At 41.6% G+C, this 15,604-nt stretch carries 8 protein-coding genes; 3 read left to right on the forward strand and 5 right to left on the reverse strand.

Translation table 11 applies throughout. From position 1 onward, the window contains the following. Nucleotides 1-43: 43 nt before the first annotated feature. The 3 genes from ACLOAU_RS06425 to ACLOAU_RS06435 form a co-directional block, all read right to left on the reverse strand. Complete coding sequence (locus ACLOAU_RS06425) at nt 44-1,318, reverse strand: MFS transporter (protein WP_427861032.1); 1,275 nt, start codon at nt 1,316-1,318, stop codon at nt 44-46. Nucleotides 1,319-1,519: 201 nt separating this feature from the next. Beyond that, nucleotides 1,520-3,220, reverse strand: a complete 1,701-nt coding sequence (rho, locus tag ACLOAU_RS06430; protein ID WP_427861033.1) for a transcription termination factor Rho — start codon at nt 3,218-3,220, stop codon at nt 1,520-1,522. A gap of 171 nt (nt 3,221-3,391) precedes the next feature. Beyond that, complete coding sequence (locus tag ACLOAU_RS06435; protein ID WP_427861034.1) at nt 3,392-4,402, reverse strand: CapA family protein; 1,011 nt, start codon at nt 4,400-4,402, stop codon at nt 3,392-3,394. Between the two features lie 211 nt (nt 4,403-4,613). On the opposite strand from ACLOAU_RS06435, the gene asnS reads away from it, so the two are divergent. Together asnS and ACLOAU_RS06445 are read left to right on the forward strand one after the other, a co-directional pair. Further along, entirely contained in the window at nt 4,614-6,062 is a 1,449-nt protein-coding gene (gene asnS / locus ACLOAU_RS06440; RefSeq protein WP_427861035.1) for an asparagine--tRNA ligase, read from the forward strand. A 172-nt stretch (nt 6,063-6,234) separates the two neighbouring features. Next, the gene (locus tag ACLOAU_RS06445) at nt 6,235-8,370 is read left to right on the forward strand and encodes a prolyl oligopeptidase family serine peptidase (RefSeq protein ID WP_427861036.1); all 2,136 of its coding nucleotides are present in this window, start codon (nt 6,235-6,237) and stop codon (nt 8,368-8,370) included. Nucleotides 8,371-8,420: 50 nt separating this feature from the next. On the opposite strand, the gene ACLOAU_RS06450 is transcribed toward ACLOAU_RS06445, so the two are convergent. Then, complete coding sequence (locus ACLOAU_RS06450; protein WP_427861037.1) at nt 8,421-9,305, reverse strand: dienelactone hydrolase family protein; 885 nt, start codon at nt 9,303-9,305, stop codon at nt 8,421-8,423. Nucleotides 9,306-9,487: 182 nt separating this feature from the next. Here ACLOAU_RS06450 and ACLOAU_RS06455 point away from each other — a divergent pair, with 182 nt between their 5' ends. Next, a complete protein-coding gene (locus ACLOAU_RS06455; protein ID WP_427861038.1) occupies nt 9,488-11,434 on the forward strand; it encodes a heparinase II/III domain-containing protein in 1,947 nt (648 codons plus the stop codon). 12 nt (nt 11,435-11,446) lie between these two features. On the opposite strand, the gene ACLOAU_RS06460 is transcribed toward ACLOAU_RS06455, so the two are convergent. Continuing rightward, a complete protein-coding gene (locus tag ACLOAU_RS06460) occupies nt 11,447-15,388 on the reverse strand; it encodes a hybrid sensor histidine kinase/response regulator transcription factor (RefSeq protein ID WP_427861039.1) in 3,942 nt (1,313 codons plus the stop codon). Nucleotides 15,389-15,604: the final 216 nt, after the last annotated feature.

Here is a 15,604-nt window from a genome sequence, read left to right on the forward strand (position 1 = left end):
TCCATAAAAAAGTAAAACCCACGCCAGACGTGGGTTTTACTTTTTAACAGGCTTCTTCAAGAACCGCTTCTTTATTCTCTTCTACATTGATATGGTATTCTTTTAGAGGCATCATTTTTTTGATCAGGAAAAAACCGGCCAGTGCCGCTGCAATAAACAGCACATCAGTCAACCACAAATAATAATATCCGTATGATTCAATTATTTTAGTTGAAAGGAACGGTGTAATAATAAATGCCATCGAAAATCCAAGCGAATTCAGCGCCATATAAGATCCTTTGTTATGAGCGCCTGCCCGTAAAGCTCCTACTGTTGAGGTAAAAGGGAGCACCAATATTTCAGATAAACTGATTAATGAAATAGCCAGATACAAAGCCCACAACTCTGTGGTAATAAGATAAATAACGAAACCGGGAATAATAAAAAGGGTTCCCAGTATAATACTGTTATAAATGGAAAAGCGTTTTTGAACAATACTTACTATAACCATTTCGGTAAGTACAATAATAAACCCGCTGTATCCCATCAATGTACCAATAGCCTCTTTACTCATACCTGCTTTTTCATCGAAAAACAAAGGCATGGCGTTGAGCAACTGACAAAAAGGAATAAAGTACAGCATGCATATAAAAGCAAAAAACAGGTAGGGCTTATCCCGGTACGCCGAAACAGCTTTTTTATTATTTTCAGCAGGCAATACACCAACAGTAGATTTAACCTTCTGTCCTTTTCGGTTATTGAAATAGCCATAGAAAAGTATAGCTGCTATAAAGCAACCAATGGCGTTACCCCAGAATAATAAATCGTAAGAGATAGCAGCCAGTAGACCACCCAAAAAAGGGCCAAATGAAAAGCCAAGATTAATGGCCATCCTGTTTAATGAAAAAGCACGTGTTAAATTCTCGGGTTTGGCATAACTGGTAATTGCAGCAGAGTTGGCCGGCCTGAAAAGATCGGCTATAAACGACAGGGTAAAAATACCAGCGGAGAGTGCCTCTACCGTATGTAATTTTCCGATTAAGATATACAGCGGGGCTGCCATGAACAGGCTCAGGCATTGTACCTTAAAACTACCGAATTTATCGGTGAGCCATCCACCAGCTATATTTCCTAACAGGGAGCCCAATCCAAAAAAGCTCAAGACGATACCAGTTTCTTCTAAAGAAAAATGCAGGTGATCGCGCATATAGATAGCCATAAATGGAAGCACCATGGCACCCGTTCTGTTGATCAGCATTACCAGTGCCAGCATCCAGGCCGGCGTTGATAAACCCCGGTAGGAGTCTACATATAATTTAAAAAATTTCCTTGTTCTCATTCGTAATGGTTATTGATTTTAGTCGAATACCCGCCCGGATGACCCGTTCGGACGGGGTACCTTTGTTGATTAAATTTTCATTACCCCGTGTGATAAAAATGAAAATTTTAATCATGTCGGTTTTATTGCGGTTCTTTCTATAGCATTAAAAAAGCCCGGTACGTTGACGGTACCGGGCTTTAACTATAAATGTTTTTATAATTAAGAGTTCATACTCGCCAAAAATTCTTCGTTGCTCTTGGTTCCTTTCATACGCTTCAATAATTCCGACATCGCCTCTTCTGTTTTCATCTCAGCCAGGTAAACGCGCAGTAAATTCATTCTTTGCAGCACATCTCTGTCTAATAACAGGTCATCACGGCGTGTGGACGAAGCGGTCAGATCAATTGCAGGATAGATACGCTTATTAGCTAATCTTCGGTCTAACTGAAGTTCCATGTTACCGGTACCTTTAAATTCTTCAAAGATCACCTCATCCATTTTACTTCCGGTATCGATCAGTGCGGTGGCCAGAATGGTTAAGGATCCGCCATTTTCAATTTTACGGGCGGCACCAAAAAACTGTTTAGGTTTCTGCATCGCATTGGCTTCCACACCACCACTTAATACTTTACCTGAAGCTGGTGATACGGTATTATGTGCACGTGCCAAACGTGTAATAGAATCTAAAAGAATAATTACATCATGTCCGCACTCTACCAGCCTTTTTGCTTTTTGCAGGGCTACTGTAGATACCTTAACGTGTTTTTCAGCCGGCTCGTCAAAAGTAGAAGCAATTACCTCTGCTTTTACGCTTCTTTCCATATCCGTTACCTCTTCCGGCCTTTCGTCTACCAGCACTACCATCAGGTAACATTCTGGATGGTTTTCTGCAATAGCATTGGCTACGGCTTTCAACAACATCGTTTTACCGGTTTTAGGTTGTGCTACGATCAACCCACGCTGACCTTTACCGATCGGTGTGAATAAATCGATGATACGTGTTGACAGGTCAGACGGACGTGTAAACAGGTTCAGTTTCTCGTATGGGAATAATGGGGTTAAGTAGTCAAATGGTACCCGATCACGCACTTCTTCCGGGCTTTTACCATTGATCGTATCTACTTTTAACAGCGCAAAATATTTTTCACCTTCCCGGGGCGGACGTACAGCTCCATGTACTGTATCACCGGTTTTTAAACCGAATAATTTAATCTGCGATGGAGACACATAAACATCATCGGGGCTGGAAAGATAATTGTAGTCTGACGACCTTAAAAAGCCATAACCGTCCGGCATCATTTCCAATACACCTTCGCTTAAAATAACACCATCAAACTCTACGTTAAAGGCGGTTTCTTTTTCTTTTCTCGGGCTAAAGCTTTTAACAATAGGTTCTTCTATTACCACAGGTGCCGGGTTGGCAAATTTTTCCGTGGCTTTAAAAGCCTGCTCGATAAAAGAAGCGGTAGCAGGATCGAGGCTAAATTCGTCTTTATCAGCAGCAGACTCTTCAGTGTACTCTTCAACACCTTTATCCACATCAAAAAGATCGCCGCTTTCAGCAGATTCCTCTTTTTTAGCCGCAGCTTTTTTCTTTTTAGCAGGAGCTTTAGCTTTTTTAGCGGGAGCTTTAGCTTTCTCAGCTGAGGTTACTTTGGACTTCTCCTCTTTTTCTTCAACTCCATCATCTTCAACAAAAGCCTCCTCGGTTCCTATTGAAGTAGTAGCTTTCACAATACGTTTTCTTTTAGGTTTAGCTTCCGTAGAGGTGGTTTTAGATCCTGCTATAGCCTGGTTATCTAAAATCTGGTAAATAAGGGTTTGCTTATCTAATTTCTTCGCATCAGGAATATTTAACTGCTCGGCAATATCCAACAGTTCCGGAACGAGCATGTCGTTCAATTGTAAAATATCATACATAAGGGTAATCTTAATTAATCAAATACCGGCTTTAGCATGCTGATTAACAAAAAAAATAATTGAAATTGTTTTTTGGTGAACTCTTATTGAAATGAAAATCAATAATTAGCAGAGATGATCACAAGCCTTCGGGTCATTTCTTCTGCGAAATTAGGGAGAAATCAACAACCTTCAAAAATTTTTAATTGTTAAAAATCCGTCATTATTGATGTTTAACACACTGGAAGGAAAGTCCCGGGCACTTAAAAACTGCAGTTTGCTTATTGCCTGCCTGCCCGAATCGGTTGCCGGGTGAGATGTATTGCCTGGCTTTTGGATAACCGGAACAACAGAACCTTTTACAAAATGTCCCTTTTTATTAAGGTAAACCTTTAGCAAAGGAGCATACCCCATCGGTCCGTGTAAAGACATATTACCATAGGTAGCAAAATTTCCCAGGCTATACGCAATCAGTTTATCCTTATAAATTTCCATTCCCCGGGTTACATGCGGCCCGCTGCCAACTACGAGGTCTGCACCCTCATCAATACAATGGTGTGCCATTTCATATACATTACCACGACTTTCGTTAAAGCTGGTTTCCTGCTTTCTTAAAACAGCTTCTGCATGAACGCCCTCTGCCCCGCCATGAAAAAATATAACTACGATTTCGGCTAATTCTTTGGCTTCTTTAATAACAGAACTTATTTTTCTGTAATCATTTATATAAACGTGCCGCCCACCATGTCCTACGCCAATAAAAGCCAGGGTTAAATTGTCTTTTCGCAACAGGGCTATTTCACAATCATTTTTAAGGCCGGAAAATGCAATTCCCTGTTCTTCCAACGCTTTTTTGGTTTGTAAAATGCCTTCGTCTCCAAAATCGCCGCTGTGATTGTTAGCAATACTCAAAAAATCGAACCCCGCGTCTTTAAAATAGGCGGCGAAATGCAGAGGCATCCTGAAAGCGTGGCAGTTATTCCCGGTTTTACATTTTTTGGTAACTGTAGTAGAGTCGGCAATAACCCCCTCCAGGTTACCAATGGTAATATCAGCATTACGAAGTGTATCTTTTAGCTGCTCCAGGATATTTCGTCCGGGCAACCTGTCGGAATTAGGATAGTTGCTGCCTAACATCATATCCCCTACAGCAATAATGCTGATGAGCGAGTCTTTCTCCTGGCTGGGTTTTGTAGCGGCCAACAGGGGCGCCTTGGGATACTGGGAACAGGAGCACCAAAAAAATATCAGAAGTAAAAAAGCAGCGTTTCTCATAACAGCACAACAAAATTACGATAGAAGTATATCTGTCATATATTTTCTGTTTGAAGAAATTAAAAATTTTTTGGCATTTTATAGCGGAAACAGGTATACGGCCTGCTCATCTTATCTTTGCAGCCCTAAATAAAGTGAGATGTTTAACAAAAGGATCAAAATTAAAACGCTTTTGGCGCAAGATCCCGATAGCTATCGGGAGCAGGAGGTAACGGTAATGGGTTGGGTACGCACTTTTCGTAACAACCAGTTTATAGCTTTAAATGACGGAAGCACGAATACCAATTTGCAGGTTGTGGCCGAACTCGGAAAGTTTGATGAGTCTCTTTTGAAAAGGATCACTACCTCAGCTTCTTTAAAAGTTACAGGAGCAATTGTTCCATCTTTAGGAAAGGGGCAGACGATGGAACTCAAAGCGGCTTCGATCGAAATACTGGGGGATAGTGATGCAGAGGTTTACCCGCTGCAGCCTAAAAAACACTCCCTTGAGTTCTTAAGAGAGAAAGCGCACCTGCGTTTCAGAACCAATACATTTGCTTCTGTTTTCCGTATCAGGCACGCGCTGGCATTTGCGGTTCATAAATTTTTTAATGACAAAGGATTCGTGTATTTACATACGCCCATCATCACGGCAAGCGACGCCGAGGGTGCCGGCGAAATGTTCAGGGTGACTACCCTTCCCTTCGAAAACACACCTAAAAATGATGACGGATCTATTAATTTCAAAGAAGATTTTTTTGGCAGATCGACCAATTTGACGGTAAGCGGCCAGTTAGAAGGTGAATTAGGGGCTACGGCTTTTGGCGAGATTTATACTTTCGGTCCTACTTTCAGGGCAGAAAACAGTAATACCGCACGCCACCTGGCTGAGTTTTGGATGATTGAACCGGAAATGGCTTTTTACGACCTGGAGGACAATGCCAACCTTGCAGAGGAGTTTATTAAGTACATTATTCGTTATGTATTGGAGAACAACCGGGAAGACCTCGACTTTTTAGCGTCAAGGCTGGCAGAAGAGGAAAAGCAATTACCCCAGGATAAGCGCAGTGAAATGGGCCTGATCGAGAAACTGGAATTTGTAATTAACAATGAGTTTCAACGACTGACTTATACCGAGGCAATAGATATATTGGCTAATAGCAACCACAATAAAAAGAAGAAATTCCAATACCCGATTACCGGTTGGGGAATGGATCTGCAAAGTGAGCATGAGCGTTACCTGGTGGAAAAGCATTTTAAAAAACCGGTGATATTGACGGACTACCCGGCTGGAATCAAGTCCTTCTATATGCGATTAAACGAGGATGGTAAAACGGTAGCCGCGATGGATATACTGGCGCCAGGTATCGGAGAAATTGTGGGCGGATCACAAAGGGAGGAAAGACTGGATGTGTTGCTCGAAAAAATGAAAGCCATGCATATTCCTATGGAAGAAATGTGGTGGTATGTAGATACCCGCCGTTTTGGTACGGTGCCTCATGCCGGGTTTGGATTGGGCTTTGAAAGGATGATACAGTTTGTTACAGGTATGAGCAATATCCGTGACGTAATTGCCTTCCCCAGAACGCCGAAGAGCGCAGAATTTTAGAATGAATTTTTTTATATCAAAAGCAGCTTCAACCCGGAGCTGCTTTTTTTATGTGCTGTTTTAAAATCTGCAAGTGTAAGCGTGCCGACGGGTAACATCGTCCGCAGTAGCCCGAATAGGCGATTTTAATTTCATTTACAGTTAAATAGATTTGTAAACTCAAGCAATTATTATGAAACAATATTCCTTTTGTTTGCTACTGCTTATTTTTTTAGCTCCTACAGTAAATGCTCAATATCCAGCAACCAGGGTGGTGGATAGCAGCAACACCTATTTCGGAACCACCGTCAGTGACCCCTATCGCTGGCTGGAAGAAGTTAAAAATAAGGAAGTGCAGGACTGGTTTAAAAAGCAATCCGATTACACGAACGAGGTACTCACCAACGCACCGGGAAGAGCAAAGATCGAAGATGAGCTGAGGGAGATAGATAAGATTGTTACTACGAAATATGGAAACCTAAGCAAACGAAATAATACTTACTTCTATATAAAAAGATTACCTGGCGAGAAAGTGGCGAAATATTATTCGCGCGAAGGTGATGCCGGTAAAGAAATCTTACTGTTTGATCCTGAGACTTATATTCCTGGAAAGCTGTTCGAGTTTCTGGCAGAAGTGAGTGACGATGGAAGCAGGGTTCTCTTTAATCTGAGCGAGCAAGGTTCGGAATTGGGAGATATACGCGTGATGGAATTAAAAACAGGGAAGTTTTTGCCTGATATTATACAACATAGTTCAGGCGGATTTAAAGACGGCAGTAACAGCGAAATCATATATGGCCAGGCAAAAAGCTACGACACGCATGATCCTGAAGTATGGTTAAATACACCGTGTAAAATACATGTAATAGGCACAACACCGGCAAAGGACAGAGTGATGGTAAGCCGTGCTAAAAATCCCGAACTAGGTTTTTTACCCTCCGAATTTCCCAATTTTATCGAGTTTAAAAACTGCCCCTATGTTTTTGTAAGCAAAGTATCGGTCGAAAATTACCAGGAAATATTTTATGCGCCTAAAGCTGATTTTTATAAAGAAAAAATAAACTGGACCCCCCTTTGCACTAAAGCTGATGAAGTATGGAACTTTTATGTAAACGGAAAAGACCTTTTCTTTTTAACCACAAAAGGCAACCCTTTATTCAGTCTTAAAAAAACATCATTGGTGGCGCCCGATCTGGATGTTGCTAAAGTGCTGTTGGCTGGCGCCGGAGACTGGAAGTTAGCTTCAGTAGAACAGGCAAAAGACTTTTTAATTGTTCAAAAAAGTAAAAACGGGTTGATTGATGAAGTCGTTTTTTATGACCAGAAAACAGGAAAGCAATCGGGTCTTAGTGCACCACTTACCGGCAACGTAACAGCTTACCCGTTAAGTCCTGATTTAAATGAGATAGCCGTGATCAATCTGGGATGGAATATACCCTTAAATGTATATCGCTATAATATAGCCACCCAAACATTCGACAAGGGCCCCTTTCACATGCAAACACCTTTTCCTAATTTAAAGAATATCGTTTTTGAAGAGCTTGAAGTACCTTCTTATGATGGAACGCTGGTGCCTTTGAGTATTGTTTACGATAAAACAAAACTCAAAAAGGATGGCAGCAATATTTGTTTTATGCAGGGTTATGGATCGTACGGCATGTCGGCTTATACGCCTTATTTTAGTCCCCGCTCTTTACCGCTGATTAATCGTGGCGCTGTATTGGCCTTTTCCCATGTAAGAGGCGGTGGAGAGAAAGGCCGGGATTGGTATCTGGCCGGTAAAAAAATGACCAAGCCCAATACCTGGAAGGATTTTAACGCCTGTGCAGAGTATCTCATCAAACAGAACTACACATCAGCGGCGAAGTTTGCTGTTAGCGGAGCGAGCGCCGGTGGTATCTTAATTGGAAGAGCCATAACCGAGCGGCCCGATCTTTATCAATGTGCGATACCCAAAGTAGGCTGCCTGAATGCGCTTCGCATGGAATTTTCGCCCAACGGTCCCGCTAATATACCCGAGTTTGGAACCGTAAAAGATCCTGCAGAGTTTAAAGCCCTATTGGAAATGGACGCTTACCAGCATATAAAGAAGGGAGAAAAATATCCTGCACAATTAATCACTACCGGGTTTAACGATCCGCGGGTTGAGAGTTATATACCGGCAAAATTTGCCGCAAAGATGCAGGCAGAAAATGGGTCTTCGTACCCCGTGTTATTAGATGTTGATTACAAAGCCGGGCATTTTGGCGGAAGCACTGTTGATGAGCAGATACAGCAGGCGGCTAAAGAGTACGCGTTTATATTATGGCAATGTAAGTTTAAAGAGTAGCTGCAATAGAAATGGGTGCCGGCAGTACCGGCACTCCCAATAAAAGCCGTTTATTTTAATTTTTCCTTAAAAAAATCAATAGTCCTTTTCCAGGCCAGTTCTGCGGCTGCTTTATCATAGCGCGGAGTAGTGTCATTATGAAAGCCATGATTAACCTTCGGATACATATACATGGTATACGTTTTATTGTTTTCTTTCAATGCGGCTTCATAAGCAGGCCAACCTTCATTCACCCGGGTATCCAGCTCAGCATAATGAATTAATAAAGGCGCCTTAATTTTTGGAACATCATCGGCCGAAGGTTGTCCTCCATAAAAAGGAACTGCCGCATTTAGTGTATTGATCTTTACTGCCATCATATTGGCGATCCATCCTCCAAAGCAAAAGCCCACAACGCCAACTTTTCCATTACAATGCTTATCGTTTTTCAGGTAGTCATAAGCTGCTATAAAATCTTCCAGCATTTCGTTCCTGTCCCGCTTGGCCTGTAACTCACGCCCTGCGTCATCTGTACCCGGATATCCGCCCAGTGGCGTAAGTGCGTCTGGTGCTAAGGCTATAAAACCTGCAAGGGCAGCCCGTCTTGCCACATCTTCAATATGCGGGTTAAGTCCCCTGTTTTCATGTACCACCACTACCCCTCCTAATTTTCCTTTGTTGTCAGCAGGCATGCAAAGCAAACCTTTTATGATACCACCACCTTTGGGCGATTGGTACTCAATATACTCAGACTTGATACGCGGATCTTCCGGAGCGATCTGTACCTGGCCTTTATAATCGGGCATTAAAAAACTCATGAGAGAAGTAACTGTTAACCCACCTACCGCGTAAATAGAAAGCTTCTGTACAAAGTCACGGCGATTAATACGGTTATGGGCATAATCATCATAAAGGTCAAAAACGGCTTGTTGAACATCTTCTTTTTTTATAGACATAGGACAAGTTTTAGAGACTATAAATTTATTGTATTTGCATAAAATGAAGGAGATTTATTAAGACCAATACACTTCGATTTCTTTTCGCAGAAGGGCGAAGTGAGTTTGAGAATATAGTAGAGCAAACGTTTGTTCTGCATCTGTCTTGTTATTTTTAATAACTTACCCGTTAAATTTATGCAGTGAAAACAATTGCTTTTAGCCTCAAACCGCTTTTTATCATAACCTGTGCTGTATTTTTTTGTAGCAATGTCTGTGGGTCTACGCCTCGTAACCTGTTACAAAAGCAAGGGAATGAACAGGCCATAAAAGAATCATTGGTGCCCAAAGAAAAATGGATTAGCTATCCACTCTATACTGACCGGGCAGGATGGGATCAATTTTTAGGAACAAACAAAGAAGGAATTATAAAAATTGGCGAAAACTACCTGAAATATGAATGGCAGGTAGTAACAGCAACCGATTACCTGGAGTATTCGCGTAGTGGTTCGCGTGTGATCATGGAGGAGCCCTATAATCAAAATCTTACTGCCATATCTTCTTTGTTCCTGGCAGAAATGGCCGAAGGAAAGGGACGTTTTATGGACCAGCTGATCAACGGGGTTTTTGCGGCCTGTGAAATGACCTCCTGGTCTTTATCTGCACACCTTGCCCTGCAATTAAAGAACAACCGCTTTCCCGATCATAATCAGCAGATCATTGACCTGGTAGCAGGTGACGTAGGTGCTACATTTTCTTGGATCTATTTTTTCCTCAATAAAGAGTTTGACAAAGCCGATCCTTTAATTGCCCAACGACTGAAGTATGAAATACAGAGAAGAATACTGGACCCTTACATGAATCTAAATCATTTTTGGTGGATGGGTTTTGAGATTCGCCCGCCACAAGTGGTGAATAACTGGAATGTTTGGTGCAACAGCAATGTGCTGCAGGCATTTGCTTTAATAGAAGAAGACAAGGACAAGCTTGCCAAAGCTGTTTATAAAACGATGCAGTCCGTTGATATTTTTATTAATTACAACAAAGATGACGGGGCTTGTGAAGAAGGACCCTCTTACTGGGGCCATGCCGCAGGTAAACTTTATGATTATTTGCAGATATTGTCGGATATCACAGGTGGGAAGATCTCTATTTTTAATGAGCCGATCGTCAAAAATATGGGCGAGTATATTTCGCGTAGCTATGTGGGCAACGGCTGGGTGGTAAACTTTGCAGACGCCTCGGCAAAAGGCGGCGGTGATGCACCCCTTATCTATCGCTTTGGTAAGGCCGTACACAGTAAAGAAATGCAATCCTTTGCTGCATACCTGGTACAGCAAAAAAAAGATGACCTTCAGGTAACCGGTGGCCGCGATATGTTTAGAACCTTGCAGAATATAACCTATAATAAAGAGATACCTAATATAACGCCTGCGATGCCGTCGGCGCCATATACCTGGTATCCGCAAACGGAGTTCTGTTATATAAAAAACAAAACCTACTTTTTTGCGGCAAAAGGAGGTTTCAATAATGAAAGCCATAACCACAACGATGTGGGAACATTTTCGTTGTATGCAGACACCATCCCGTTTTTTATAGATGCCGGAGCGGGCACTTATACCCGCCAAACATTTGGCCGTGAACGTTATACTATATGGACCATGCAAAGCAACTACCATAATCTACCCATGATCAATGGTGCGGCACAACAGTTTGGTGCAGCATATAAGTCGCGCAATGCAGATTTTAATGCTGCTGCAAAAAAATTCAGCCTAGGCATAAGCGGGGCTTATAACACCGAAGCTTCAGTGAAAAGCTGGCAACGCAGTTATACATTGTCTGATAAAGGATTGACAATAGAAGATGCTTTTGACCTTACTGCTATAAAAGAACCCACATCCGTTAATTTCCTGGTAGCTGCAAAACCCGTTATTGATAAAGAAGGAATGGTGATGCTTGAAAAAAATAACCAAAAAGTAGCGCTTTACTATTCCAAAAATATTTTTAATGTTTTTACAGATATCATAGCACTCGATGATAAAAGACTGTCTGGTGTTTGGGGAAGTGAAGTATACCGGGTAAGGCTTGTGGTTAAAAAACCCCAGTTAAAAGGCAAGTATACTTATAGGATAACAAAAGTTGCGATGTAATAAAACGCATGTTTAGCTTTTTGATTTGGAGCTGAATTCGCTGGGTGTCATATGAAAATACTTTTTAAACTCGCGGCTGAAGTACTTGCGGTCGTCGTAGCCCACTGCAAATGAAACCTCATTTACCGTCATATCAGCTTTTTGCAGTAAGGTAGCCGCTTTTTTGAACCGTTGCAGTTTTATAAACTCGTTTACCGACATATCGGTCAGCGCCCGTAATTTTTTATAAAGAACCGGCGCACTCATTGCTACTTTTTTAGACAGTAGCTCCACTCCAAATGCAGGATCATCAATATGTTCGTCAATAAGGCCGATCACTTTTTCGATAAAAGCTTTATCCACTGCTGTCATCGTATCTGCCGCTATTACGTTGTCAGCCGGAGCTGGAGCCGTGTCCAGTGTTGTCAACTCTCTCGTAATTTTTTGTTTTAGCTTTTCCTGTGCGGCTAATAAATTGAGCACGCTAAGTGTTAGCACTTTTGTACTAAATGGTTTGGTAAGATAAAGGTCTGCGCCTTGTTCCAGCCCTGTTACCTGCTCATTTTGCGAGCTCTTTGCGGTTAATAAAATTACAGGTATATGACTGGTTCGCTCATCTGTTTTTATTTTTTTACAAAGCGTATAACCATCCATTTCCGGCATCATAACGTCGCTGATAATAATATCAGGAATTTCTGCGCAGGCTAGTTCCCAACCTCCTACCCCATTATATGCGGTAATAATATGATAGCAATGAGAAAGTGTATCTTTTACTAATTGTTTTAACTCAGCATTATCTTCAACCACAAGAACTGTTTTACGGCCTGCATCCGGGGCATCCGTATTGTTTGTTTCAGATGATACTTCAATAGTTGAAACCGGGGTCATACCTGTTGGTGTAGAGGACATAGCCCGTTCTTTAATGATCCCCGGAAATTGCGCGTTGAGAGGAAGCACTACGGTAAACACGGTGTGGCCCGCGATTTCGTTTTTAGCAGGGATGCTCTCCACCGATATGGTTCCCTGGTGCAGTGTTACAATATTTTTTGAAAGCGCCAACCCAATTCCATAGCCCGTATTTTGTAAACCATGATCGGCCACCTGGAAAAAATTAGTAAATAATTTGTCAAGATATTGGGGGGCAATCCCTCGTCCGTTATCAGTAACTTTTATAATCACATCATTAGTGCGGGTAATTACCTGTAATTGAATAAGACCCCCTTCGGGAGTAAATTTGAATGCATTTGCCAACAGGTTAAAAAATACTTTCTCTAATTGCTGTTCATCAAAATTTAACGCAACAAAATCTTCGTCATGCACAAACGACATGTGTATATTTTTGGATTGAGACATCTCTCTGAAACTCTCATATATATCCTGTAAAAACGAAATCAGATTTTGTTTTTTAGGGTTTAACTGAAGATGATTGGTTTCGGCCTTCCTGAAATCCATCAGTTCACCGACAAGATTTAAAAGCCGGTTGGTATTGGATTTTACCTGTGTCAATTGTTGTTCTATGAACGATTCTTTTTTGTTCTTGGAAAGAAGACGTTCTACAGGGGCCATGATCAAAGTAAGGTGGGTGCGAATTTCATGTGAAGCATTGGTGAAAAAGTTAAGCTTGGCCTGGTGCAGCTCGTCTTCTTTTTTCAATACTTCTCTAAGAAAGAAAAAGCGTGCAATAATAAACACTATCGCCGCCGCGGCCAATATGTACAGGCAGTAGGCCCACCAGGTAAGCCAGAAGGGCGGGTTGACCTTTATTTGTAAATAGGCCGTTTTACCCCCAACTCCATCATTGTTGGCCCCGTTAACCACTAACCTGTAACTACCCGGCGGAAGATTGGTATAAGTTGCTGATCCTTCAGATGTTGTTTTCCAGTTCTTATCAAAACCTTCCAGCATGTACCGGTATCGGTTCTTCTTTGTTTTTACATAATTCAGAAGTGCAAAGTCAATCGTAAAATCGTTTTGATCGTGTTTGAAAATTAAGCTGGTTGTAAGGGAAATATTTTGACGCAGCACTTTTTGGGGGTCGTTTATGGCAACTTCCTCGTTATTGAGCTTAAGACTGGTAAAAACAACCGGGGCAATATAGGAGTTCCTGATAATGTCCCGGGGCCTGAAATAAGTAATACCATTATACCCGCCAAAATAAAAAAATGAGTCACTACTTTTTAAGAACGAGTTGTAGTTGAACTCATTGCCTGCGATTCCATCATTTTTGGTATATACCTGGTAGGTATTATTCTGTGGGTGGAAATGAATCAAACCTTTATTGGTACTTAACCATAACGTTTGATCGTCGGTTGAAAGTATACCTAGTATATTGAGTGGAAGCAGAAAACTGTTTGTGTATTTAACCAGCTTCTTTGTTTTTTTATCAAACCTCACCAGGCCTGCGCTGCCGGTACCCATCCATATATTTCCGTTGACATCTTCTGTAAAGCAGTTTACGTACAAAACGCTGTCCACCTCTTTAAATATGTTGCCGGACAGCCGGTATATTCCCGGCGATCCGGCGATCCAGATATTGTTGTCACGATCTCTATAAAGATATCGGCTCACTCCCCTTACGTTTAATAGTGGGGTCTTCTGCATTGTCAATGCAATGCCTTCCCGTTTAAACAGGCGGATGCCTTTGTTAGAGGTTACCCAAAAATTATTGAAAGGGTCTTCCACAATAGAGGTTATTTCATGCTCCGACCTGTTAACTGAATCAATTAGGTACTGCCTGATGGTTTTACTTCCCGGTTGTAAAACATTTAATCCCCCACCATGCGTACCCGCCCAGATATTGCCGTCGGCATCCAGGTAGAGTACTTTCACCAGGTTTGACCCCAAAGTGCCGGCAATGCCCGCACGATTTTTATAATTAGTAAAGCTTTTTGTTGTCCTGTTCAGAAAGTTGATGCCTCCACCTTCTGTGCCGATCCATAAATTATGGTTACGGTCTTCTACTATACTACTGATAACATTGTTACTGATACTATTGGGTTCGCCTGTATTTTGTATAACAGAAAACGGTGTGGAGTAAGCATAGTTAACATTTACGCCGCCAAAGTAGGTTCCCACCCATACAGATTGGTTGGCATCTTTGTAAATAGCGTAAACAGAGTTTTGGCTCAGGCTGGCCTTGTCCTGCGATTTATTAACAATAGTTTGAAAAGAACGGGATACCGGGTTTAGAACACTAATGCCCTCCTGGGTGCCGATCCACAACAAACCATTGTTCCAGGTAAGGCACCGGATATTATTGTTAACCAAACCGAAACTGTTTTTGTCGCCACTTTGGTAGTGGACCGCTTTTTTAGATATAAGGTCGAACTGGTAGATGCCGTTATTGAGCGTACCCACCCAAAGCTGCCGGTTTTCGTCTTGTGCCAAAGCCGTAACAGCATTCGCGTTTGGTGATCCCGATATACTGTTCAAGGGACTAAAGTGTGAAAGCCGGTATCGATTATCTACAGTTTCTATATAAGTGAGGCCTTTATCTGTGCCAACCCACACCCCTTTATTTTTATCTTCAAGAATGGCCCTCACCGAATTTCCTGCCGTTTTGTTTTGAAAAGAAACAGAAGGTGAACCGTTGGGGGGAATCATGTATAAGCCGTTGGCTGAACCCACCCATATCTGTCCCCTAGAATCTTCATAAATACAAAAAACGCTCCCCACCTGGTTAATACCAAACGGGATTCTCTCGAAGCGGTCCAGTTTTACATCATATTTATTCAGACCGGTAGATGTGCCTATCCAAATGATACCTTTTGAATCGGTAAATAAAGAAATGATGTGATTGCCCAATAGTGAACTTGTATCATTGGCATTAGACCTGTAGGTTTTAAATCGTATACCATCATACCGGCAAAGTCCGTCAACAGTGCCAATCCACATAAAACCCAACTTATCCTGGGTAAGAGAAATGGCGCTATAATTAGGAAGGCCCTGTTCAACGGAAAAATGTTGAAAAGACACCGGCTGAGCTGTGAGGGTAATGAAACAAAAACTGTAAAAACACAAAAAAACAAACAATCTGAGCAGCGGCATATAAAGGCTAATTACATATACAAAATAAGCAAAACATTTCAGCGATGAGTAATTATGTGCCCAATTTAAAAAGTATCTTATTTGATAATCAATTAATTAAAACCAGGTTTAAGAAATTCACCCCAAAAACTCGCAAAAATACCC

Source organism: Paraniabella aurantiaca (assembly GCF_050309965.1).
In the GTDB taxonomy this organism is placed as follows: domain Bacteria; phylum Bacteroidota; class Bacteroidia; order Chitinophagales; family Chitinophagaceae; genus Niabella.